Genomic DNA, 22,097 nt, shown 5'->3' with positions numbered 1-22,097 from the left:
AATATATGGAGGTTTTATATTATGGAAAAAAATATTATGCTAGGTAGAAATATATTTTGGGTTGGTAAGGTAGATGATAGAGATGTGCCTTTTCATAGATTGACTTTAACTAAAGGAACTACTTATAACAGTTATTTATTAATGAGTGAAAAACCTACAGTAATTGATACTGTTGACATAAGCTTTGGAAGAGAATTTGTACAAAACTTAAGTAATATAATCGAACTTGATAAAATTAAATACATTGTAATTAATCATACAGAACCTGATCATTCTGGTGCACTTGGAAGTTTGGCAGCCAAAGCAAAAAATGCTGTAATTGTATGCACCAAACCAGCTGTAAATGAACTTAAGGAAATGTATAGACTTCACAATAGAGAATTTTTAGTTGTAAGTGATGGTGACACTCTAGATATAGGAGGTAAAATTCTTAAGTTTATACAAACACCATATCTTCATACAGAGGAAACTATGATAACTTACTGTGAAGATAATAAAATTTTATTTCCTTGCGATATTTTCAGTACCCATGTTGCAAATTATGAGTACTTCAATGACTTAGCTCAAGTAGATATAAAGGAGGACTTTATTACTTATTATAAATTAATAATGCATCCTCATAGAAGATATGTTCAAGAAATGATTGAAAAAATCAAAGATTTAGATATAAAAATGATAGCTCCTTCTCATGGATTTATTATTAGAGATGATGTTAAAAGCTTTATAGATATTTATGATAATATGAGTAAGAGTACAGATCTAAGTAAGAAATCATTAATTTTATATTCCTCTATGACAGGTAATACAAAAAAAATTGCAACTATTCTTAAGGAAAAATTTGAAGAACAAAACATAGTTTCAGAAGTCATGGATGTAAATAGAGTTCCAATGGAAGAAATAATAACTGCTATTAATGAATCTGATGCAATCTTCTTTGGAAGTTCAACTAAATATGGTGACATGATTGGACATATGGAAGAAGTACTAAAAAATCTTAAAACTCTAAACTTAGAAGGCAAGCTAGGTGTAGCATTTGGGTCTTATGGCTGGAGTGGTGAAGCTATAGAAATTATACAAGACTACTTAAATGAAAGTAATCTAAAAGTACTAAATACTTCTGACATAATTAAATCTACCGGCATGACTGATATAGAATTACCACTAAGAATCAGATTTTCATCAAAAGAAGATAACCTAAAGAGTATTGATAGATTAGTTACTTACACTTGTGATTTATTACTTAGTTAAATTTAAGCAATACAAATTAAACTAAAGCAAAAGCAGCTCGATTTCTAGCTGCTTTTCTTGTTACCAATAACTTTAATAAATTCATCTATTGAATATTTAGCTGACTTGTTAAAATCAACATCTATTTTACTTTCTATAAGACCTTTAATCACCATAAATTTCTTATTATCACCTAATACTATAGTTCCTACTATACGGTTATTCTGCATAAAAATCTTATAATATCTCTGTTCATCATCTGATACTTCAACTAATGAATCTATATCTTCACCACCTTCAATATCTCCCATAGAAAACACAGATATTCCAAAGGCACTTAGCGAAGTTACTGGTATTGAAGGTTCAAAAATCAAATCTTGATTGCATATATTAGCTCCTGCAATTTTGCCTTGCTGCATTGCCGTGCCCCATAGCCCATAAACTCTGCCATTAAACTCTGAAACATCTCCTGCAGCAAATATATCTTTTATATTTGTCTCCATCCTATTATTTACTACTATCCCATTATTCACTTCTAAATCAGTATTTTGAACAACCGAAACATTAGGTGTAATTCCAGTAGAATAAATCACCATATCACAAGCCCCTTGTACTCCAGATTGTGTTGTAAATCTTTTCACCTTTTCTTCACCAAATATTTCTTGTACTTGAGTATCTAACATTACTTCAATACCTTTATCTTCAATTGCCTGCTTTAACTTATCTGATGCAAATTCATCTAACTGACGAGGCATTAAACGAGAAGCAAATTCTGCAATAATAACCTTTTTTCCACATCCAGATATTACATTAGCAATCTCCAAATTCTGAACTCCGCCACCAATAAGCAAAACTGTTTTAACATCTTCTAAATACTCTAAAATTCTTAAAGCTCCATCCAATGTTCTTAAATCGAATACTCCCAGCTTATCTATCCCTTCAATTAGAGGCATACGATTGCTTGCTCCATTTACTAAAAGTAGTTTAGTATAAGATATACGAGTTCCATCTGCAAGAACTACTTCTTTACTTTTCGGATCTACATCAGTCACCTTTTTATCGCAGTGCACCTGAATATTATTATCCTTATACCATTGCTTTTTTTGAATTAAAAGCTTATCTTCCTCCAAGTTACCTAAAAGTCCCTTGGAAATCTTAATCCTGTAGTATGGATAATATTTTTCCTCCCCAAATATAATAATCTCGTTGTGTGGACTTATTTCACGTATTGCTTTAGCTGCTGAAATAGCTGCAATGCTACCTCCAATAATGACTACTTTTTCTTCCAATAAAAACACCTCTTTTTTTCTGATAAAAATATATTCCCCTCCTAATTAGGCTCCATTATCTAACTTATATTTAATATTTCCTATTTTAATAATACAATTCCTCATATTATTTAATGACTTTATAATTAATAAAACAAAAGAATGATCTACTAGGGGATAGTAGGTCATTCTATATTGTTATTTAATCAAGCAATTTATTATTATAGATCAATATATGTTTAAAGAAGTAATAACACTCTGTCGTAGACTATTAAAAATCAGCGTATAACTAAAAAAACACCCACAATAAAGTGAGTGTTTCAATCAAGTTAGCGAGATAAGTCTATAAGCCGAGTTCTGTATTTCATTTTACTTATTGACACTTATGTTTATTTTTGTGTAAGTATAGCATTTTCAACTTTTTTAAATTATTTTTATGTATTTTTATGTATTACTTTTTATTACTTTTTATTCTTTTTTGGTGGCAAATTGGTGGCAAAATTAAACTTGCCACCAATTTTATATTAGGTCATTTTTTATTGCCGCTCTTTATAGGCTCATCTGGTTCATTTGGTTCATTTGCTATCTGTTGAAGTATTTGTTTAACAATTTCTAATCGTCTTTCATTTTCTTCCTGTGTGATATCCGGTTCTATTATAGTCACCTTAACCATATTTCTTCACCCCTTTTATTTTATAGAGTTCTCCGTATCTTTATTATAGAAGATATCGTATAATTCTTGAAGTGCTTTTCTTCTGTTTTCTTCAAGTGTTTTCTCGTCAACTTCCTTCTCTATTTCAATAACTTTGAATCCATTTATCATTTTCACCTTTTTCATAATTTTCCACCTCCTTGAGTACATTTCTATATTCTATTTAAAAATCCTTCCTTATTATGTAAAAAAAGACTTAGGAAACATACCACTGTAATTCCTAAGTCAATCTAGTTATTTAAAAATAATTGAATCTACGACTTTAAAGTCCCTAACCTTAATGTCAGCCGCCTTTAACATCGCATAGATTTTGTGAGCATCATTCTCGAATTTCCTTTGTGTTTGGTACTTCTTGACATGTTTCTCTAAGTATAATTTAACAGCAAGTATTTTACCCCTATCTAATTCACCAGATTTTAAAGCCTGATTGAATAGATTACGAGTTTGAGCGTAGGCACATTCTACATCGCAGCTACGTAATGTTTTAGAATTAACATAATCAATGTACTGCTCTGCGCTGATCTCTGCAAATGCTGGGGTACTAGCAAAAAGTTTATTTATACACCAAGTGTATATTATTTTTATTACTGTACATAATATTATTAGTATGGATATTGTCTCCATAGTTAATCACGCTCCTGTTTTGTATAATTTTAATCTTGTGTTTTGTGTGAGTTTTTTCTATAGTGGTATGTAGAAATAACTGTAGATTAATGTGTAGAAAAGGGTGTAGAAAACTATGGAGATATTTTTTTATATTATCTACAAAGTGCACCCTTCAAACTTAGTAAATAAGTCATTTTTGTTTCTTGATAATAATAAGGGAATATAGGATTTAAGGAATATAATAATAAGTAATTAGGTAATAAACAAGAACTCGTCCAAATTTTTATAATTAAGCGTGGTATAGATCACCTCAAAGTTTTTACTACTGTATCTAGTAGTATTTAGATTTGGTCTTACTATTAAAAGTTTGGGGAATGTTCCGAATTTTTTTATTGTTCCTAGAGAGTCCTCTTTGAACATCTTTTCATAAAGAATGAATTTGCTTGTATCAGTGAAATGAGTGTAATCCACTTCTAATAGTATTAAAAATACTCTATTGTTCCATTTAAAAGCTAAAAAGCTATCGGGGCGAATGAGGTCATTTAGGTATCTTGGCTGATACTTTATTTGCAGTAATTCTCCACCTCTTTTATAAATTTCTCCCAAAAAGTAATGAATAAATAAATCATGACTGCTGATTTTCTTATCTTGGTAATAAACTTTTTTACCATCGTATTTATTCTTATAACTCTTTAAAATCTCCATTTGTTCTAATTGGTCTAGCCTTCTCCAACATACCTTATAATTGCCCTCAAAAAACATGTATCTAGCTTCTTCTATAGTAATAACCTTATTATCTTCTATCCATTTTAAAACCTTTGTGTCACGTTCTGTAAGCATTAGAAATCACTCCATTCGTCAATATCTATTTCGCCTTTGCGTTTCTTTTTATCTTTTGGGGGTTCTTCTTTAAATGGTACATCTACAATGGTAATATCTTTACTGTCCTTTTTCTTTGTAGCCGGACTAGATAATAATAAAACTGGTTTGGTAGGCTCTTTTTTATCATGGTTGGGAATGTGAATTTCTTTAATGAAATTATGCAGGATCCTATAATCTTCGTCTATCCATGGTGAGCTCGTCCTTATAAATCCCTTAGTTGTTAAAATTAGAATTTCTCTTTCTTTAAGGTCTTTGGCATCACCTACGCCTAATATATTAACTGAATCTAAAGAAGACATTTGTAAGCAAACTTTAGTTAGTTGTTGCTTAAATGTTGGATTAATTTCGGTTGCCACCGCTCTCTGACTAGCGCAAATAAGATGTATACCCAATGCTCTCCCAGCTTTGGCAATTAATAATAAGTTATTCCATATATACTGAAATCCTTCCTCCATAAAGAAACTAATTTCTTCTATGACGAAATATATTCGTTTTAATTTCCGCTTAGGATAATGCTTATTGTATTGAGTTATATTTCTAATTCCGTATACATCGAATAACTCACTTCTATTCTCCAATATTAGGCGTATCTTATCTAATATTAAATCTACTTCTAAAAATGTAGTTGCTGTGAATTTAACGCCCTTGCAATCCCTAAAACAAGCTAGTTCGCTCTTTACAACTTGATTTAAATAAATGTCTACCATATCAGCAGAATTGTATAAAAGGTTGCTTAAAATACTTGCTAGTAAGAAACTTTTGCCACTTCCAGTAGTCCCGAATATACCTAAATGTGGGTTTTTATTTACATCTAAAAGGAAATCTCGTCCTTTATAGTCCTTGCCTAATGACAGTTCACTTTCTTTAGCTTTAACTGGCGTAAATTGATACTTGGCTATATCTTTAGTTATTAAATCTAGTTGTATATAATTTTTAAATCTATCTTTTTCTAACTCTACAATTCCATTAAAATTATCTTGTAAAATATTCAGCTTATTATTCAAATGTTCTATAGATAAGCCATCTGGTACATTTAAAAATACCTCTAATCCATAATTTTTAGAATGAATATCTACTATTTTAAATGTTTCATGGTTTTTGTTTTCTATTCCTGTAGCTATCATAATGTTATTAAAATCTTCCTTAAACCTTCTAATATATGCTGTACTTTTATATAAGTAACTAGCATAACTCCCTAACCCAACTGCAACTGGCACTAATGCAATAGCTGGTATCATCTTCTAACCTTCTTAAAATTGCTATTATCTTTCTTCACAACACAGTAAACATCCACTCCAAACATTAAGCCTACTAATGCTTTAAAATAGTTTGGGATCATAAAGCCATCTGCAACTCTTGTCCCTCCAGTAATCCAAGTTACACCATTTCCTATAGCTGCATTTATACCTAAAAGTGGCATGAACTTTATAGTAACTAATGATACTACTGTAATTGCAACTCCTTTAATTATTGTTTTATTAATGTCTATTTCATCTTTTTCATATCTGCTATTCATAACTTTTCTCCTTCCAAAATGTTTGTAGTTAAAATTTCTTCAAGATGACTATTAATCTCGTCAACAAATGTACTATCACCAAAAGCTATAAGAAAGCTATTATATTCATCAACATAGTCAAAATGTAACTGTCCTATGGAAAGAATACGATAATCTCTTTCAAAAAAACAATCAATACAACGATATAATTTTTCTTTACCTTCAGCTATGATTGCTTTAAAAAACCTTAAAAGATCCGTAGGTGTATAAACTGAAAATTGATTCTTTATGCCGTTTTCTCTAGTAAGTACAACTTTTATGCAAAATGGTACACTTTCTTCACCTTCAACTATAATTTCTGTAGAAAATTGTGTGTATTCTTCTTTACTATTTTCCATGTAAATACCTCCTAAAATTTATATTTCTTTCTCTTTACTTTTCATATCTTTTTTTATTAGCTGCTTAACATAATAACTAAAATCTTTATCTTTTACGTATTCTAGTAAATACTTCTCTTTGTTTTTGAAAGATACCGGAATAACTACCGCCATACGCTCAACCTCTCTTGCTTTGCTTTATGGTTTAATATATGCTTAATTTTCTTTAAAGTTTCTCATTTTTTTATAAATTTATTATTTTTTATGTAAAAAAGAAAAGAACGAAGTTTTTACCCTTCATCCTCTAAATAAAATATACTTTCAAAAGTCATATCTAATTTTCCAGCAACTTTTAACCCAAATTCTATACCTGGTTGGCTACTATTATTTTCCCACTTATTATAATTAGCTTGCGCAACTCCTAAAAAATCCGCAAAGTCTTTTTGTTTCTTATACCCTAAACTTAATCTTATTTGTAATAATCTATTTTTAACCATATATACACCCTCCTATGATTAATTTTAACATTAATTGTCAAAAATATCTATGAGGTGGTAAAAATAAAAAGAAGTTTTATAAAAATTGATTTATCTATAATTATTGGAATATTAACTTTATGTATGGTTGGACTACTTACTATAATTTAGTTGACTTTGAATATAAATACATTTAATATGTAACTAGCAGGGTAAATGTTTGGTACCAATTATCCTGTTATGTCCATTTTTCTCAAAATTAGAAGGTTTAATATTTAAATATTGAATCTTCTAATTTATTTTTATATATAAAAAAAGAGGTAGTATACAGAAATTAATCTGCATACTACCCTGCTTTTATAATCCTGCTCTATACTTTACAAAGCCAACCTTTTTACCGCTGTTTGTATTATATAAGACAATTATCTTACCATTTACATCACCTATAGCGTTTGCTAATTCCCAAGGATCAAGGGAACCTATTTGATTATTACAAGCTTCTGTTTGATAAACTGGCTCTGGTGTACTTCCATTCTTATATACTTTATCCATTTCTTTAAAACCTCCATCATTATTTATTGGTTTGCTTGCTACTTGCTTATTTATAACTGTTCCATTAACTGCATCTAGCATCCTATCAAGTGGAAAATTCTTTCCTGGACACGCAGTATTAAAGTACTTTTTATGTCCTCCAACCTCACTGATATTATCCTTTTCTTTTAAATACTTAATAAGTTCAACCCCACTATTAAATTGAACCTCTGGCATCGTGTCAACTTCAAAGTTACCCTCAAAACACACACCTAAAGAACAATTATTTTGACCATAGCAGTTAGCACCTGTCACGTTATCTGGTCTACCCTTCCACACCGTACCGTCCATTCTCACATAATAGTTATAACCTATCATATAGTAATCCATACCACGCATAAGGTCGTTTAACCCTTGAATATCTCCATGCCACTCTGGATGGTGGATTATTATTTTGTTAGGATTATTATACCCGTAGGCTTCTTCCTGCCCTTGTAAATATACTTCTTTTATTTCCATACTACACCTCTATAAAATTAATAAAGGTGACTAAAAAGCCACCTATCTACTTTGTACAACTACATTTTGTACTTGATTTAATTTACTGTTAAGATTAGTAATTTCTATTTGTAATTTTTCATTTTCTGCTTGTAACTGTTTGGCTGCATCATCACTTGATAAAACAGCCGCTTTTCCTTTGTTAAATTCTCCAGCTATAGCAAACCTTAAGCCCTCTATATCTTGCTTGTTTAACCATGGACATTTTTGCATCAATAAATTTTCAAACATATCAGCCTTTGAATTTACAAATTTATCAACATTATCTGATATTCTAAATTTTTCTTCGACCATGTTCCATACTTCCCAAGCTGCCTTAATATCTTGCTCATGTCCACTTGACTTGATCTCTTGATTTACTTTTTCTTTCTTTGTTCTAATAAATAATACTGCTTCATTTCCTGCATAAGCTATTAAAGCTAGTAAAGCAGCCTTAATACTTTGTACTAAAATAGGTAACATTGTTGTTAATAAAAATTCTTTCATATTTATATACCACCTTTTTATAATTTTTTTAATATAAAAAGAGTAGACTATTTAAATCTACTCTTAATTTCTTTTACATCTTCTTTTATATCTTCTACTATGCTAAGTTTATCTACTGTTTTATCCAACAATAATTGGTACTTTTCTTCCCGCTCTCTTGTTGTCTTTAACACATATAATAGTAAAAAGACGAACAAACCATAACCAAGCCCTTGACTCAAAGCTACTTTAATTAATTCATCCATGCTACACCTCTTTATATATAAGTTTTTATTCTTACATTTCTAACATAAAAATCCCCTACATCTGCGGTAAAGACTCCGAAGTCAGCTACTCCGTACCCTTCGTAAGTGCATATAACCGTAACTTTTATATGCTCAAACTGACCGTCTGTATATGTGCTATTTAAAACAAACACATTATTCATCCCCGCTGTATAAGTTGTATCCGGAAATATATCTAAAGCTATTTTAGCCTTAGTTCCACTTACATTTTTAAATTCTGCTTCTAGTTCTACTCTATCCCCAACTCGCAAATAGCCTATAGGTATTTGTATACATGCGCTGCTACTACTCGTTGCATCATTTGTTCGGAATGCTTTGTAATTTGTGTTCCACGCTAGAGAGTTAGCTGAAATTGTAGTTTGGTCGTTTGCATAACTCTTTGCATACGCCCAATTTTTATTTACATATTTTAAAAAGTCGTCTGCTGTGTAAACGGACATTTCCATTATTCCATCCCCCCTACCGAATTACTTGTTATAAAATCTATACCCCAGTTAACCAATTGCAGACAAGCATTAAAATCGTCAACCGTCCAAGCCCCGACTTCGACTCCCAAATTATGCGAGTCTACTATATTTTGTTGTGTTACGCTTGTATAACTAGAATCTATACCAGCGTTACCGAGTGCCACTGCTGAATTTATAGTATCTGCTGTTATACTGTTTACAATGTATTGGATTTTTACATTGCTATATTTTCTAACTTCTTGTAAAAAATTAAGACCAAAAGAAATGATAATTACATGTTGTTCCATATCATATTTTTTTAATATTGCTATCAAATTTGATATTTTTGTAATGTCCGCGGTTATTTTGATCTCTATGATAGGAACTAAACCGTTTTTCTTACAAGTTAAAAGATACTCCTCAAAAGTCGGTATTTTTAAGTTAGGATAAGCATTGTAGAAACTTCCTGCATCTATATTTAAGGCTTTTATTTGCGCCAAAGTTAAAGAACTTACATTGCCGGTTCCTGTTGCCATCCTATCTACTGTATCGTCGTGCATAACCACCCAAACACCGTCCGCAGTGGTCGTTACATCTGTTTCCGCTCCCCAAAATCCGAAATGTCCTGCCGCGGTATAAGCTGGCAAGGTGTTTTCTGGTGCTACCACATTTAATCCTCGGTGTGCTATAAACCGGCACTTGCCTTTAGTTGTTAAAATTAAATTATCTACATAAGTTTTATCTGCTTTGTTAGGTAAAGCAGATTTAATTGAGTCAATTTGTAATTGTGTATCCTCTGGCGCTGGAAGGCAATCTATAGGAGATTTATTACCTTCTACTAGGTTTATTCGACTAAACCAAACATTCGAAGCAACACCAGTTGTTTTTGTACCATTATTGTCTAATCTTATATATCCATCTTGCACATCTGCTGCGGTTGTAAACTGCCAAACCACATAATCAAAATTATTTACCGAAGGCATTAAATTCGTCTTTGAATAAATATAATCAAATGTTTGCGTAGAATTTATTTTTCTACATAAAACAAACATGTCTGTACTTACTAAATTGCTATCCGCTGTTACATAAAAGCTTATTGTATAGGTAGTATTTGGTTTTAAAGCTATTCTATAAGAACTATAATTTAATTCTTGTGTTGTTAAAGTATTTGAAATTCTAAAACTTTGAAAACTATATTTTGTTTCTGATATAATTCCATTTTGCCAATAATTAGTGCCTAAGTTGCCAGTACTATTCAATAATAGATTTCTCACGCCTATTTTCATATTGTTAAATCTATTATTTAAGTCTATAACACTGCCATTATTAGCCTGCCAATTAATCAAAGCATTTAAAAGATTTGTAACTGTTACATTAGAATTATTAATTTCTTCTATCAGAGTAGCCACATTTTTGCTTACTTCTTGTCCTTGGAATACGCTTGGTAGTACATTTATAGCAATATCAAACGTTGTTATTTGTTTAGAATTTTGAACTATTGTTAATTCACAATATGCAGTACTAGGCACTCTAGTACAATCCGTAGGGCATATAATAGTTACTGTGTTTCCACTGGCGCTTATGTTACTGCCTACTATGGATACTATTGTATTGTCCGGTTTCCTAAAGTTAAAAGAAAAAGTAGCATTGCTTAAATCACTTGCTACTCCATTTTCCAAAATATTAAGATTTAAGACTATATCATCGTTTTGCTTGCACTCTAAAGAGTAGCAACCTTTATTATATAAGTCTGCATTTATATTAAATGGTCTCATTCTTAGCATCTCCTACATCTATTTTTTGTAACCGTGTATTTTCATATCCTTTTTGCTTAAGTACAATATTCCAACTGAATTTTAAATTAGGCTCACCGCATACCTTGAAATTTGTATCATTTGTTTCTTCCACCCAAATATCACCTTTTCCGTATTTAGTTAAAAACACCTCATAGCCTTCACTTGCTGTTACTGTTTCTAAAAATAAAGTATCTATATTAATAGTACATTCTCCATTACTGTCTAATGTATCATGTCCATAATCTGCGAATAATGCGTTTGGAGTTTCATATGCATTAAGTCCTCTTTTACCTTGACTTGTGTCTACTACTCTTGTTTTACTACCACCAGCACTTAATGTTCCGCTTACATACATATCTCCTCCTAAATACGCTCCGCCTGTAGAAGACGATGTTAAATAACAATTATCTACATCTCCTATATATAAACAAGCTCCATTGTGCAACATTGCATTTTTCCAAAAATTTATACTACGCTTATTTGTAGACTCAACTTGGCTTTCATCAAAGTCCATATATGAGTGGATGTTACCATCGCCCCCTATATATCCAATTGTTACATAAGAACCTTTATCGTTGTATATATTTATTGCTTGTTTAGTGTTATCTCCAATTATTGTTGTAGTACCAATACTGCCACTATATTTTCCGCTATCATCGAATCTATAAAAATTTATATGACTTCCCTCTATAGACAAGGAATTTTGACCATTTCTTTTACAAGTTAAACCACCAGTACCGCCTAAATCCATTATGAAAGAACCATCTTGATTTTGTATCTTTATAGCACTTAATATTCCGGCTTTTATTAGATTAGCATTTATAGTTCCTGCTGTAATACAATCTGCTACAAAGCCTTTCCCAGTACCGAAAGTGGTCCAGTTCCAATCAGTGTCATCCGAGTTTCTTTTATTCGATATTTCAAACCCAGCCGTGCCACAACACATTGCGCCAAAAGTCGGACTAGAACTGTCTAAATCCTCGAACAACATGGCTCTTATATGCTGTGTCTGTGCCACGTCCTTTAATGCTCTAAATTTAGATTTAGTTGCATCTATAATTCCTTGGACATATTCTGCAATAACATTACCATTATCATTTAGAACTTTGCTAACTTTATTGCTTATATCCGTCTGCTTGTCAAAATAATTAAGTTGAGTATCACCGATTTCAATCTCTACAAACTTTTCTGTTAGAACATCCCACTTATAAGAAATAACTCTTGCCTTAGTTTCTATCCCAAGTTTGTAATGTCTACATGTAACTGTATCTCCTAATCCTATCTTTTCTACTCCAGAATAGCCTAGTTGTTGGTATTCTATAGAATCTCTAATATCTGTCATGTTAGTTTTAATATTTACACTTGGGGTATCTACATGTTGCTCACTAAACATAAGATTACTAAGTCTTATCAGTTCCGCTCTTGCCAAATCTATTGTTGCAAATCCTTCTTCATCTTCTGGTTTTTCCTTAACTTTTACATTAGAAAACTCTACTACTTTTTCTTTTATATTAGAATATTTATTTATGTTAGGACTATCTATCCACGGTGTTTGACCTGTTAGCCTTAGTCCATTAGCGCCAACTGGAATTATACGAGTAACTACTTCATCAATCTTAATTTCTTCTTCTATACTTTCTAGGTTTTTACCATAGGAAATTAATGTATTATTATCACTGCCAAGTTGGTTATACATATAAACATCAAATTTGTTTATATATAATTCACCACCCCAGCGTTTTAAGAATGAATTATCATCATTTCCAAGTAATGCTGTAGTTATATATTTTCTTTCCCAAACTACACTATCAGTTTTCAATATATCACTATGTCCAGTAAAATCTGTGTTATTAAATAGCTTTGCTATTGCTTGTTGCCCTGTTGCGTTTCCTGTTTTTACGATACATATATCATCATTACTCATATCTTTCGCTACTGTATCTATTAGATCACTGAAAATATGTTTTGCATAAACTGTATAGGTATCATCATTTTTAACAGTATTGTAAACTCGAAATAAATCTTCTCCATAAGGAGTATTGCATTTAATTACACAATCTTCTTTTACATATTCCCAAACACCATATTCATCGTAACTTAATTCCATTTCTAAGGAAGGAATAATATTAATTTGATTACTTAAAATAACGCTTATAGGTTGGATCACCATATCTCCATTTACATTAAAATTTGTATTGCCTGCATTATATACTTGTATCATCCAATCCCTCCTATAATGTTTTCCAGTTAGGAATTAGTTGAATACTTGCTAGCGTTCCACTAGTTCCTACCGAATACTCAATAGTATTTATACCTTCATTTAAATATAAATCTTCAAATTTCCCTGTCTTTAAAGCCAGATTTATTAACTCTTTATTCTTAAAGCATAGTTGCAATTCTGTATTAATTGTTACCTGTTGTCCCACATTTATAGTAACTTCTTTACCATTTACCTTTAGAGTTATTAAACCTTCTGCATTAATAATATAAATTGGTTTAGTTGCTTCAAAATCATTAATTATATTATTGCCATTCAAAGTTATACTTTGTTGCCCTTCTACTAACCAAGCATACGGATCGCAAGTAAATTTTACAGTAAACTTACCCAAGACTTTATAAACTCTTTCTATCTCGTCACACTCAATTTTTTTTACCTTATAAAAAACGCCTAAATCATCACTAAATTTAAGCTGATAATCTTTTATTTTATTTAACCATTTATCAATCTGCCTACACTTAGCGTGAAAATTAGTTCTATCTATAAAATTAAAATCAACGGGAATTGTTATATCCTCGTATTCTCCATTTGTAGTGTAATAATCTCCATCTTTCCCACTTACTGTTGTTGTTTTATATCGCTTTTTAGGAATTGGAATAGAAGGACGTTTAATTGTCTTTATCCCTAAGTCTAAATCTCTCTTGCCATTGAAATATACAAAAAACACCCTTCTACACCCTCTTTCTATCCTTGTTTTTATCTATTGCTTTAATTACTTTTGTTGTAACTAAATTGCTTAACTTTTTACTATCTAAATTATTATCTACAGTAATATTTACATAGATAGGAACACTAGAATTAGAATTTAATCTTTGCTCCAATCTATTAAAATTAGAATTAAGTTGTTGCCATAGTAAAGATAACGGTAAAACTGCTTCGTGTCCTGCTTCTCCGCCGACCATTGCGTTATTACCATCCATGCCGAATAGCGTTGGTTGTGTCATAATACCACCTTTTGCATACCATTTAACCCCTAAGGTTGGTATACTTGGAGGTGTCAAGCTAAACTTACCATCGATGTTAAAGTGTGGTAACGGAATATGTGGCAAATCAAAATGGAACATATCTTTAAGTTTTTGTTTTAGCCAAGTTCCTAAATTCCCGAAAAATTCTTTTATCTGCCCCCAATGTTTCATAATAGTAAGTGGAATACCGATAAAAGGAGCAATCGGAATTAATATTTCTGCTCCCCAATTTTTAATAAATCCTACGACCTCATTTAAAGCCCACTTTATTGCTCCACCTATAGCCTTAAAAGCACCATTAACCATGTTTCTAAACCATTCGCACTTATTGTAAGCCAATATAAATCCTGCTACTAAAGCGGTTATAGCCAGTACCACTAAGCCTATTGGATTGGCATTCATAACAATATTTAATGCTCCTTGTGCTAATGTCATCATTTTTGTTGCTCCATTTGCAATTAATGTACTACTTTTTAATATATTAATGCCATCTGTAATAGCTATAATACCTTTGCTTAATTTGCTAATACCTATTAATGTTGCACCTGCTCCTAAAGTAAAAGTACCTAAACCTAACACTACTTTTCTTTGTCCATTATCTAAGCTATTTAACCATTTAGTCAAACTACTTAAATTACTAGAAAAAACATCGATAATAGGAGATGCAGTATCACCGAATTGTATCATTGCATTTTTTCCTTCGTTTAAGCTTTTTCTAAACTTTTGTCCATCTGTATTATTAACTTTATCAAATGCTTGTTCTGTTGCTCCTGCTACATTACCCATATCTTTTAATGTTTTTGAGTAATCTTGTCCTGCATTTTGGCTTAATACTAGTGCTGCTTTTCCTGCTTCTGCATTTCCAAACATATCACTTAAAGATTTTCCACTTTTCTTGGCATTATTATTTAGTATATTTAATACATCGCTTATGTTTTTCCCACCAGCTGTTAATTGCTTGAAAGATTGCCCTGTAATTTGTCTTAATGACTTATCACTTACAGTTCCAGATTTGCCAAGCTCATTTAACATACTGTTTAAATAAGTTGTTGCTTCTGCAGATTTAATACCATTAGAAGTCATTAACGCATAACTTGCACCTAACTGCTTTAAATTTACTCCTAATGCAGATGCAGTAGGTATTACTTTACCAATATCATTACTTAATTCTCCAACAGTCACTTTACCAACATTCTGAGTCTGAATTAGAATATCACTTACATTATTAACTTCGCTTGCTTTAAGTTTATAAGCATTTAATATTGTTGTTAAAGCATCTAATGACTGCCCTGCTTCTGCAAATCCTGCTTTTGCTAGTTTAGTACTATTGGACACAAAGTTTACGGCATCTCCAGTTTTTTGACCAGCACTTATTGCATCATATACGTTATTAGCTATTTCATCTGCGCTTATGCCAGTATCGCTACTAAGTTTTAAAATTTGTTTTCTTAATGTATCAAGTGGCACTTGCGTGCTATCGCTTATAGTATTTACTTTTGCCATGCTATCTTCAAAATCCATAGCCATTTTCCCACTTGCAACACCTGCTCCAACTAAAGGCACAGCTAATTTTTTAAATTTGCCAACCACATTATCTATTTTGGTGCTAAACTTATTTAATCCTTCACTTATTCCTAGCTTCTTTTCATCTGCTTCGGCTTTTTTAAGTTCTGCATCTACAGATTTTAACTCGTTTTGCATTTTAGCAAGTTGAGCGACCGCATTATTTACTTTAGTTCCAGCGCTCATAGTAGAATTAGCGAACTCTCCACACTCTGTTTTAGACTTTTGGTAACTTTCTTGAAGTGCTTTTACTTTTTGCTTTTGCAGTTCTATGGCTTTGTTTAAATTTTCACTTTTAACACTTAATTGCTGTGAAGCCGTTCCGAATGTTTTCAAATGTTCGCTACTTGCCTTAAATTCACTTTGTAAAAGCTTCATACTAGCATTAATTTTACTTACACCTTTCGTAAACAAATCATCACTTATGGTAGTTTTGACCGCTAAACCTTGTATTTCATCTGCCATTCTCTCACCTCGCTTCTAAAATAAAATATCATCAATAAAACCTGTTTCTTTTTCTTGTTGCCCTTCTGGATCATTAATTTCTTGCAGAACTTCTAAATATTCTGTAAACATTCTAGGCGTTGTTTTCCAAAACTTTTCTTCTTCAAACCCTAGTTTTTTGCGCCAAATATATAAGCTTCTCGTCCAATCCCAACCTTTTTCGGAATCGGACGTATCTATTCCCCCAACTCTTCACCTGTAGGATCGCCAAAACTTTGTTCCATAGCTAAATTCATTTTTTCTATAACTCTTTCCATGAAATCAACATTCAACATTCTCTCGACTTGTCTTACTGTCAAATTCTCATTATCATCCTGTACGAGCATGTTCGCCCAAATCCATCTACTTATAGCTTTGATTTTACCTTTCTGTAGTTCTTGCATAGCTTTTTCTACAGTCCCGTAACATTCCTCTAATTCTCCCAAAACTCCGAAATTATATGTTAATTCATATTCTTTTCCGCCTATCTCCAAAGTTACTGGTTTCTTACCTTGCAATTCTTTTGCAGTTACTTTTTTCTTTGCCATTCTGCTTCACCTTTCTTTCAAAAAATAAAGAGAGTAGTAATTAACTACTCTCGAAATAATTTATTTTTATGCTGCTACTGGAACGGTAGGCACTGTAGTAAACCATTTATCTAAATCTGCTACTACTGCCCCTGTTGCATCACTGTCACCGATTAATCTCCAATTACCATCAAATTGCCTTGGCATGAATGTGCCTTTTAATTTAGCAGTTTGAGCCTTTATTTTATCTGCTGTTGTTTCATAATCTTCCTCTGCTAATTCAAATTTACCTTTATACAAACAAACATATCTATAAGCACCGTTACTCTTTTTAGATTTAAATATCAAAGCAACATAAGGGGAAGTTGTTACATCATCCTTATTTTCTACCATAACACCATTAATAAGTGTCTTGCCTAGCAAAATTGCTCTACTTGCTAAAGATAATTGATTTAATTCTATTTCTACATCTACAGAAGAAAAACTGTTTATTACTTCTTCCAAAGAATCATCACTATATTGAGGGGATGAATCTGTTTTAGGTGTTATTTTCGCTGAAACTGATCTCTCTAATTTTTTAACTGCATCATATGTTACCCCTGATATATCATCAGTTTTTAGAACTGCTATACTAAAATCTTTTAAACCTATTTGTCTACTCATTCTATACTTCCTTTCTATAATTTCTTTAAGTTGTTTTCTATTGCTTCTTTTAACCTCTTAAAAATTTTATCTTTGTTATTGCTATATGCTAATCTAACAAATTCTCTTGGATCATGTGGCTTACTTTTAGTACTTCCATATTCAACATACCAAGAATACTTTGTTTTATTATCTACATCGCCTACCCACACCATATAGCCAAATGATGTTTTTTTAACTGGACTTACTTTTAGGCTTTCTCTTAGTTTCCCTGTCCTATCTTTAAATTTTGTAGTGTTTTTCATGTCCTTCAAAACTGGCTCAACTGCTTCTTTTAAAGACTCGGCTTTTATAACTGCCCCTTCTTTTCCCAAGTTCTCTAATTTTCTAAGTAAAGTGTCTAGTCCTTCAACTTCAAAATCATTCGTACTCATATTTCCACCCAAAAATTAAACCTTAAAGCTTTATGATATATCTTTACATCATCTTCGTATAAGTCTGCTCCACTCTCATATGTGCAATTATCCAATGTTTTCATAGTTGCTTTTATGTTTTCTTTCAATGTTTCCATGTTTTGTTTGCTCCAAATATCAACTTGAATTAGATAATTTATACTTTCTGCTTCATCGTCTGAATAGTCTTCTTCGGTATCACTAACCAATATAAAAGTTACATGAGTATCATTGATATCCTTGTCATACCATCCGTAAAAGCTTTCTATTCCAAGTGGCTTAAGTAATGTTGATAATACATCATCTACTTTTTCTACAATGTCCATCTAAACCACCTCTTTAGCCTTTATTGTTATTTTTTCTTTAGTAAATCCGTAAAAATCTATTGCAATTATGTTAAATACTCTATCTTTCCAAACCACTCTGTAATCTTTAGTATTTAAAACCTCTAAATTTTTACTATATCTAACTGTAAAGTTAAGTACATTTTCCTCTCTTATTTCTAATGCTTTATATAATTCACTACCATATAAGCTATTTATAAAACACCAACAAGAATAAAAGGCATTCCATACATCAGTTGGCACACCTTTAACTTTTGATATTGTTCTGTTTTCTATTAGAATTCTATTATTCATTTTGCTTGTTTCTAACATAACATCACCTCAAAAAGAGTGGCGCTAAGCCACTCAAAAATTAGAATGATATTACATAGCAGTTTCTTGCATATCCTTTTGATACTCCAAATCTGCCTAGAACTCTTAATTTAATAGTATCATTGTTGAACCCTGCTTCTGTACTTCTTGCTATTGTTATTTCGTTTCTCTTGAAAAGTTTTACTAATTCTTTAGAATTGCACACATAAAAAGTAGCAGTTTTAGTTGCTTCTGTTGGTAATAAAGTTTCATCCACAACAACTAATTCTTTGTTATTGAAATAGTACTTTCCATTTATTTCTGTAACTAGATTTAATGGTCTTTTTTGTGCATCTTTCATATTCTTCAACAAAGAATATCCAGTTGGATTTGTAAATGTCACTAATCTAGCTTTTACTGCTGGAACAGCCTTATCTATAACTGTGTTTATGTCCTCATAGCTTCCTACTCCTGTAAATGCAACCGCATTATCCTTTATAACCTTGGTGATCCTTGCATTCTTAGTTCTAACTGTTTTTGCTGTGAAATTATTTTGTGCCAGCCCTTCAATTTCAGCTTCTGCATCATCAACTAATTCACTTGTTAAAGTATAAATTTCTCCAACCTTAGAACATTTAAAGGCTATATCAGAAGTTGTTAAAGATGAATCAGTAATATCATCACCCTCTAAAACATCCGGTAATTCAGTTTCATCTACTATAGAAACTGGCATTGTTCCCTCATTCTTTGTAACCGGGATAACATCAACATACTCTTCAAGTGATCCGTATCCTTTTTCAATTTGCATTAATTGATTTATAAATTGTTTTGGTAATACTGCTGCATTATCTGTTGTTTTTACTATTGCTCTTTCCTCTGCTGTCATTTCCTCGCCAAGTACCTTCTTGGTTATTGATCTCATTTCATTAACTTCTTCACCTAAAGTCTTTTTATTATCTCTTTGTGTTTCTAAATCTCTTTTTTCTTCTTCTTCAAGTTCTTTTGCTGCTGTTATAAGTTTCTCTAAATCTCTCTTTTCTTGTGTGGCTTTTTCAGCGTTTTCCACATCTTTAGCAGCAATATAACTTCTTATTTCTGCCTTTTTACCGTCTAATAATGCCAATAATTCTTTTAAATTCATTTTAATTCCTCACTTTCATATTTAGAAAATTGCATAAAAAAAGAACTGTTATAATTCCAGTTCTAAATTTAATAACTTAAGTTTTAATTCTGTTTCATCTTCTCTTTTTTCTTCTTCCTTTGTATCTGCTGTAATAATCTCAATTTCATCTTTTACAAATCTTTGCTCAATGCAAATTTCCTCATTGTCCCTCGCTTCTACGGAAGTACCGTAATAAGCTGGTGTTCGCGTATCATCTAATATAGAAACTTCAAACAAATCAACATCATCCAAGTACCTTCTTTCTGTTCCTGCATCACTTTTCCCCCAGCTTTGTTTATTAGCTTTAAAGCCAAATGACCAGCCGCTTAGTTTCTTGTCTTTTGCTTTTTGAATTACATCTTTATCGTAAATTCTAGCTTCTGCATAAAGTCCGATATTGTCTTCTTTAAGCTTAAGATTATCTTTAGTTGATCCTAGTTTTCTATTCCAATCATGGTTTAATAGAACAGCAATATCCGGATTTTTATTTATAGCATTTTGCCACACTCCACTTCTAACCTGTTCTACAAATGAGCCTTGCGGCGAACTCAATGCCCTGCTATCTCTCTCAACTGCATTGACATAGCCTGCTATCAAAACACTATCTTCTCTTATTTCAATTCTCAAACTATCACCTCGGTATAATTACTTAATTTATCTAAGATACTTGTAACTATCATATCTTTCTTAGTCTTGGCTTCAATCTCTGTTCCTCTGTTATCATACATATCTGATATAAGTTTCATTTGTAATAATCCTGCCAACTTAGTGGCTTTTGTGTCTATCTTGTAAGCTTCACCGACCATAGAATCGATGTAAATTTGTGATACTTCTATCAAATTAGTTAAATAATTATCTTCCTCGGTATAATCAATTTTTAGATATTCTTTAACATCATTGAGTGTCAACATTATCACCTTCTTTTTGAGTTGGTTCTTTGTTATTTTGATAACTTACATTACCTGCTAACAAGTCTTTTAATAAAACTTGACCGCTTGGTAAAGTAATTATCATATCATCGTCTATTTTCTTTACCCCCACAATATCTCTAGCGTATTCTAGGTCATAAATTCCATTCTTAACATAATTGCAAATAACCTCTGATTGTGTTTTTGCATCTGTTCGCAATAATGTACTAATATTAAACCTTATCTTGTAGCCTTTTGCACGATCCTGTGGGGTTAAAAGCTTCCAATCCATTTCCTGTTCAATCTGTTCAAAGATAATTAGCAAGCAATCTGTTAAGAATTTTATATTATCCTGTTCTTCACTTACTGCTGTATCTCTCATTATGCCAAGTTTAGAAAGTGGAACTATAAAGCTTGCTGCAATTTCTTCTTTTGATAGCTTTCTAAGTTCTGTATACTGTGCATCACTTAAAGATAAATTTAAAGAACTTACGTTATAGCCTGCTGGAACTGTGAATACTCTTCCATTATTTTGGTAGATTCTATCAAACTTATCTTGGACTTTCTTTATTTCCTTCTCTTCTTTGATATCAGAAGTCATTTGAACCACTATTTTGTTAGTAAGTCCATTACTAAACAGTTTATTGAGGTAATTTTGGCTCTTTATGCTTGTATCTAAGCTTTCCGAAAGTATAGTTCTATTAGATTTTCCCTTTATTCCATCCAGTGTAAAATCTCTTAAGATAAGTATTTCTTTATCGAAACATGATCCAATTTCGCCGTTTACGCCTTGAAAATCCCACAATATTTTATTTTGCTTAGTGCTTTTTATTAATCCAGCATCGTCTATGGTACAATTAGTTATTCTAACTGGATATAATCCCTCTATTTTGCTGCCTTGTCTATTTATAAACATGCCGGAATAACCATAATGTTTAGATAAAGCAACAAAAGTTTTGAGTGTATCAATAGCGTTCATATAAGCATTAGGTCTTAAGCTTAACATTTCGTAAAGGTAATGATCTTCTCCAAGTATTTCGCCCTTATCAGTTTTTTGTTTAACTTGCAGATTACATTTCGCTATTGATTCAGCTATTATTTTTATACAAGTAAAATAAACACTCTCTTTCATTTCCAAACCAAAAGGTGTAACATCATAACCATTCTCAAAGCTATATATAGTTTTCCATTCGTTTACGTCTGTTTCTCTTTTCTCTTGTATTCTGTCAAATATCACTGTTTATCACCTCTTTTTATTGGAAATTTAAATAAAAACACGCTGAAAAGTATTAAAATCACACCTAAAAAGTACAATCCAAGCACCAAATTTACAATAAA

Annotated in this window: 28 protein-coding genes; 1 reads left to right on the top strand and 27 read right to left on the bottom strand. The window is 31.5% G+C overall.

All coding sequences use genetic code 11. The features are described from left to right. Positions 1 to 21: 21 nt before the first annotated feature. Positions 22 to 1,248, top strand: a complete 1,227-nt coding sequence (locus tag OCU47_RS04805; RefSeq protein ID WP_261827456.1) for an FprA family A-type flavoprotein — start codon at positions 22 to 24, stop codon at positions 1,246 to 1,248. A gap of 44 nt (positions 1,249 to 1,292) precedes the next feature. Here OCU47_RS04805 and OCU47_RS04800 read toward each other — a convergent pair whose 3' ends face one another. From OCU47_RS04800 to OCU47_RS04670, 27 genes are all read right to left on the bottom strand, one after another. Continuing rightward, complete coding sequence (locus OCU47_RS04800) at positions 1,293 to 2,525, bottom strand: NAD(P)/FAD-dependent oxidoreductase (protein ID WP_261827455.1); 1,233 nt, start codon at positions 2,523 to 2,525, stop codon at positions 1,293 to 1,295. A 499-nt stretch (positions 2,526 to 3,024) separates the two neighbouring features. Beyond that, positions 3,025 to 3,168, bottom strand: a complete 144-nt coding sequence (locus OCU47_RS04795; RefSeq protein ID WP_261827454.1) for a hypothetical protein — start codon at positions 3,166 to 3,168, stop codon at positions 3,025 to 3,027. A 15-nt stretch (positions 3,169 to 3,183) separates the two neighbouring features. Continuing rightward, positions 3,184 to 3,333 carry a hypothetical protein gene (locus OCU47_RS04790; RefSeq protein ID WP_261827453.1) on the bottom strand — a complete coding sequence of 50 codons (150 nt, stop codon included), beginning with the start codon at positions 3,331 to 3,333 and terminating at the stop codon, positions 3,184 to 3,186. Between the two features lie 108 nt (positions 3,334 to 3,441). Beyond that, positions 3,442 to 3,831: a hypothetical protein gene (locus OCU47_RS04785; RefSeq protein WP_261827452.1), complete on the bottom strand. Its 390-nt coding sequence runs from the start codon at positions 3,829 to 3,831 to the stop codon at positions 3,442 to 3,444. A gap of 234 nt (positions 3,832 to 4,065) precedes the next feature. Beyond that, complete coding sequence (locus OCU47_RS04780) at positions 4,066 to 4,653, bottom strand: hypothetical protein (protein WP_261827451.1); 588 nt, start codon at positions 4,651 to 4,653, stop codon at positions 4,066 to 4,068. Beyond that, complete coding sequence (locus OCU47_RS04775) at positions 4,653 to 5,933, bottom strand: FtsK/SpoIIIE domain-containing protein (RefSeq protein WP_261827450.1); 1,281 nt, start codon at positions 5,931 to 5,933, stop codon at positions 4,653 to 4,655. Before OCU47_RS04775 ends, OCU47_RS04780 begins: the two co-directional genes overlap by 1 nt. Then, the gene (locus OCU47_RS04770) at positions 5,930 to 6,211 is read right to left on the bottom strand and encodes a hypothetical protein (RefSeq protein ID WP_261827449.1); all 282 of its coding nucleotides are present in this window, start codon (positions 6,209 to 6,211) and stop codon (positions 5,930 to 5,932) included. Before OCU47_RS04770 ends, OCU47_RS04775 begins: the two co-directional genes overlap by 4 nt. Continuing rightward, complete coding sequence (locus tag OCU47_RS04765) at positions 6,208 to 6,588, bottom strand: hypothetical protein (protein WP_261827448.1); 381 nt, start codon at positions 6,586 to 6,588, stop codon at positions 6,208 to 6,210. The genes OCU47_RS04770 and OCU47_RS04765 overlap by 4 nt, the downstream gene beginning before the upstream one ends. Positions 6,589 to 6,606: 18 nt before the next feature. After that, positions 6,607 to 6,741 carry a hypothetical protein gene (locus tag OCU47_RS04760; RefSeq protein ID WP_261827447.1) on the bottom strand — a complete coding sequence of 45 codons (135 nt, stop codon included), beginning with the start codon at positions 6,739 to 6,741 and terminating at the stop codon, positions 6,607 to 6,609. Between the two features lie 116 nt (positions 6,742 to 6,857). Next, positions 6,858 to 7,064 (bottom strand): helix-turn-helix transcriptional regulator, encoded by a 207-nt coding sequence (locus tag OCU47_RS04755; protein WP_261827446.1) that lies wholly within the window; start codon positions 7,062 to 7,064, stop codon positions 6,858 to 6,860. Between the two features lie 336 nt (positions 7,065 to 7,400). Continuing rightward, positions 7,401 to 8,093, bottom strand: a complete 693-nt coding sequence (locus OCU47_RS04750; protein ID WP_261827445.1) for a peptidoglycan recognition protein family protein — start codon at positions 8,091 to 8,093, stop codon at positions 7,401 to 7,403. A gap of 42 nt (positions 8,094 to 8,135) precedes the next feature. After that, positions 8,136 to 8,618: a cobalt ABC transporter permease gene (locus OCU47_RS04745; RefSeq protein WP_261827444.1), complete on the bottom strand. Its 483-nt coding sequence runs from the start codon at positions 8,616 to 8,618 to the stop codon at positions 8,136 to 8,138. A 47-nt stretch (positions 8,619 to 8,665) separates the two neighbouring features. After that, the gene (locus OCU47_RS04740; protein WP_261827443.1) at positions 8,666 to 8,863 is read right to left on the bottom strand and encodes a BhlA/UviB family holin-like peptide; all 198 of its coding nucleotides are present in this window, start codon (positions 8,861 to 8,863) and stop codon (positions 8,666 to 8,668) included. Between the two features lie 11 nt (positions 8,864 to 8,874). Next, positions 8,875 to 9,348, bottom strand: coding sequence for a hypothetical protein (locus OCU47_RS04735; protein ID WP_261827442.1), 474 nt, complete (start codon positions 9,346 to 9,348; stop codon positions 8,875 to 8,877). After that, entirely contained in the window at positions 9,348 to 11,123 is a 1,776-nt protein-coding gene (locus OCU47_RS04730) for a glycerophosphodiester phosphodiesterase family protein (protein ID WP_261827441.1), read from the bottom strand. Before OCU47_RS04730 ends, OCU47_RS04735 begins: the two co-directional genes overlap by 1 nt. Then, the gene (locus OCU47_RS04725) at positions 11,110 to 13,365 is read right to left on the bottom strand and encodes a phage tail spike protein (RefSeq protein WP_261827440.1); all 2,256 of its coding nucleotides are present in this window, start codon (positions 13,363 to 13,365) and stop codon (positions 11,110 to 11,112) included. The genes OCU47_RS04730 and OCU47_RS04725 overlap by 14 nt, the downstream gene beginning before the upstream one ends. Positions 13,366 to 13,375: 10 nt before the next feature. After that, on the bottom strand, positions 13,376 to 14,089 hold the full coding sequence (locus tag OCU47_RS04720) for a distal tail protein Dit (protein ID WP_261827439.1): 714 nt from the start codon (positions 14,087 to 14,089) through the stop codon (positions 13,376 to 13,378). 4 nt (positions 14,090 to 14,093) lie between these two features. Next, entirely contained in the window at positions 14,094 to 16,415 is a 2,322-nt protein-coding gene (locus OCU47_RS04715; RefSeq protein WP_261827438.1) for a phage tail tape measure protein, read from the bottom strand. Positions 16,416 to 16,630: 215 nt separating this feature from the next. Then, positions 16,631 to 16,981: a hypothetical protein gene (locus tag OCU47_RS04710; protein WP_261827437.1), complete on the bottom strand. Its 351-nt coding sequence runs from the start codon at positions 16,979 to 16,981 to the stop codon at positions 16,631 to 16,633. Between the two features lie 66 nt (positions 16,982 to 17,047). After that, positions 17,048 to 17,623, bottom strand: a complete 576-nt coding sequence (locus tag OCU47_RS04705; RefSeq protein ID WP_261827436.1) for a major tail protein — start codon at positions 17,621 to 17,623, stop codon at positions 17,048 to 17,050. A gap of 14 nt (positions 17,624 to 17,637) precedes the next feature. Then, the gene (locus tag OCU47_RS04700) at positions 17,638 to 18,036 is read right to left on the bottom strand and encodes an HK97-gp10 family putative phage morphogenesis protein (protein ID WP_261827435.1); all 399 of its coding nucleotides are present in this window, start codon (positions 18,034 to 18,036) and stop codon (positions 17,638 to 17,640) included. Next, entirely contained in the window at positions 18,033 to 18,380 is a 348-nt protein-coding gene (locus OCU47_RS04695; RefSeq protein ID WP_261827434.1) for a hypothetical protein, read from the bottom strand. Before OCU47_RS04695 ends, OCU47_RS04700 begins: the two co-directional genes overlap by 4 nt. Beyond that, on the bottom strand, positions 18,381 to 18,710 hold the full coding sequence (locus OCU47_RS04690) for a phage head closure protein (RefSeq protein WP_261827433.1): 330 nt from the start codon (positions 18,708 to 18,710) through the stop codon (positions 18,381 to 18,383). It abuts the gene before it with no gap. 40 nt (positions 18,711 to 18,750) lie between these two features. Further along, complete coding sequence (locus tag OCU47_RS04685; RefSeq protein WP_261827432.1) at positions 18,751 to 19,830, bottom strand: phage major capsid protein; 1,080 nt, start codon at positions 19,828 to 19,830, stop codon at positions 18,751 to 18,753. 48 nt (positions 19,831 to 19,878) lie between these two features. Continuing rightward, a complete protein-coding gene (locus OCU47_RS04680) occupies positions 19,879 to 20,478 on the bottom strand; it encodes an HK97 family phage prohead protease (RefSeq protein ID WP_261827431.1) in 600 nt (199 codons plus the stop codon). After that, a complete protein-coding gene (locus OCU47_RS04675) occupies positions 20,475 to 20,762 on the bottom strand; it encodes a head-tail connector protein (RefSeq protein ID WP_309297432.1) in 288 nt (95 codons plus the stop codon). The genes OCU47_RS04680 and OCU47_RS04675 overlap by 4 nt, the downstream gene beginning before the upstream one ends. Then, positions 20,746 to 21,996 (bottom strand): phage portal protein, encoded by a 1,251-nt coding sequence (locus OCU47_RS04670; protein ID WP_261827430.1) that lies wholly within the window; start codon positions 21,994 to 21,996, stop codon positions 20,746 to 20,748. The genes OCU47_RS04675 and OCU47_RS04670 overlap by 17 nt, the downstream gene beginning before the upstream one ends. Between the last annotated feature and the right edge of the window lie 101 nt (positions 21,997 to 22,097).

It is taken from the genome of Clostridium sp. TW13, assembly GCF_024345225.1.
In the GTDB taxonomy this organism is placed as follows: domain Bacteria; phylum Bacillota; class Clostridia; order Clostridiales; family Clostridiaceae; genus Inconstantimicrobium; species Inconstantimicrobium mannanitabidum.
The sequence above is the reverse complement of the archived record's forward strand: the minus strand, read 5'-3'. Positions and strand labels throughout refer to the sequence as shown.

Excerpts from the sequence above, each read along its gene's own strand:
- OCU47_RS04805 (WP_261827456.1), top strand. The coding sequence starts at position 22 with ATGGAAAAAAATATTATGCTAGGTAGAAATATATTTTGGGTTGGTAAG.
- OCU47_RS04795 (WP_261827454.1), bottom strand. The coding sequence starts at position 3,168 with ATGGTTAAGGTGACTATAATAGAACCGGATATCACACAGGAAGAAAAT.
- OCU47_RS04790 (WP_261827453.1), bottom strand. The coding sequence starts at position 3,333 with ATGAAAAAGGTGAAAATGATAAATGGATTCAAAGTTATTGAAATAGAG.
- OCU47_RS04785 (WP_261827452.1), bottom strand. The coding sequence starts at position 3,831 with ATGGAGACAATATCCATACTAATAATATTATGTACAGTAATAAAAATA.
- OCU47_RS04780 (WP_261827451.1), bottom strand. The coding sequence starts at position 4,653 with ATGCTTACAGAACGTGACACAAAGGTTTTAAAATGGATAGAAGATAAT.
- OCU47_RS04775 (WP_261827450.1), bottom strand. The coding sequence starts at position 5,933 with ATGATACCAGCTATTGCATTAGTGCCAGTTGCAGTTGGGTTAGGGAGT.
- OCU47_RS04770 (WP_261827449.1), bottom strand. The coding sequence starts at position 6,211 with ATGAATAGCAGATATGAAAAAGATGAAATAGACATTAATAAAACAATA.
- OCU47_RS04765 (WP_261827448.1), bottom strand. The coding sequence starts at position 6,588 with ATGGAAAATAGTAAAGAAGAATACACACAATTTTCTACAGAAATTATA.
- OCU47_RS04760 (WP_261827447.1), bottom strand. The coding sequence starts at position 6,741 with ATGGCGGTAGTTATTCCGGTATCTTTCAAAAACAAAGAGAAGTATTTA.
- OCU47_RS04755 (WP_261827446.1), bottom strand. The coding sequence starts at position 7,064 with ATGGTTAAAAATAGATTATTACAAATAAGATTAAGTTTAGGGTATAAG.
- OCU47_RS04750 (WP_261827445.1), bottom strand. The coding sequence starts at position 8,093 with ATGGAAATAAAAGAAGTATATTTACAAGGGCAGGAAGAAGCCTACGGG.
- OCU47_RS04745 (WP_261827444.1), bottom strand. The coding sequence starts at position 8,618 with ATGAAAGAATTTTTATTAACAACAATGTTACCTATTTTAGTACAAAGT.
- OCU47_RS04740 (WP_261827443.1), bottom strand. The coding sequence starts at position 8,863 with ATGGATGAATTAATTAAAGTAGCTTTGAGTCAAGGGCTTGGTTATGGT.
- OCU47_RS04735 (WP_261827442.1), bottom strand. The coding sequence starts at position 9,348 with ATGGAAATGTCCGTTTACACAGCAGACGACTTTTTAAAATATGTAAAT.
- OCU47_RS04730 (WP_261827441.1), bottom strand. The coding sequence starts at position 11,123 with ATGAGACCATTTAATATAAATGCAGACTTATATAATAAAGGTTGCTAC.
- OCU47_RS04725 (WP_261827440.1), bottom strand. The coding sequence starts at position 13,365 with ATGATACAAGTATATAATGCAGGCAATACAAATTTTAATGTAAATGGA.
- OCU47_RS04715 (WP_261827438.1), bottom strand. The coding sequence starts at position 16,415 with ATGGCAGATGAAATACAAGGTTTAGCGGTCAAAACTACCATAAGTGAT.
- OCU47_RS04710 (WP_261827437.1), bottom strand. The coding sequence starts at position 16,981 with ATGGCAAAGAAAAAAGTAACTGCAAAAGAATTGCAAGGTAAGAAACCA.
- OCU47_RS04705 (WP_261827436.1), bottom strand. The coding sequence starts at position 17,623 with ATGAGTAGACAAATAGGTTTAAAAGATTTTAGTATAGCAGTTCTAAAA.
- OCU47_RS04700 (WP_261827435.1), bottom strand. The coding sequence starts at position 18,036 with ATGAGTACGAATGATTTTGAAGTTGAAGGACTAGACACTTTACTTAGA.
- OCU47_RS04695 (WP_261827434.1), bottom strand. The coding sequence starts at position 18,380 with ATGGACATTGTAGAAAAAGTAGATGATGTATTATCAACATTACTTAAG.
- OCU47_RS04690 (WP_261827433.1), bottom strand. The coding sequence starts at position 18,710 with ATGTTAGAAACAAGCAAAATGAATAATAGAATTCTAATAGAAAACAGA.
- OCU47_RS04685 (WP_261827432.1), bottom strand. The coding sequence starts at position 19,830 with ATGAATTTAAAAGAATTATTGGCATTATTAGACGGTAAAAAGGCAGAA.
- OCU47_RS04675 (WP_309297432.1), bottom strand. The coding sequence starts at position 20,762 with ATGTTGACACTCAATGATGTTAAAGAATATCTAAAAATTGATTATACC.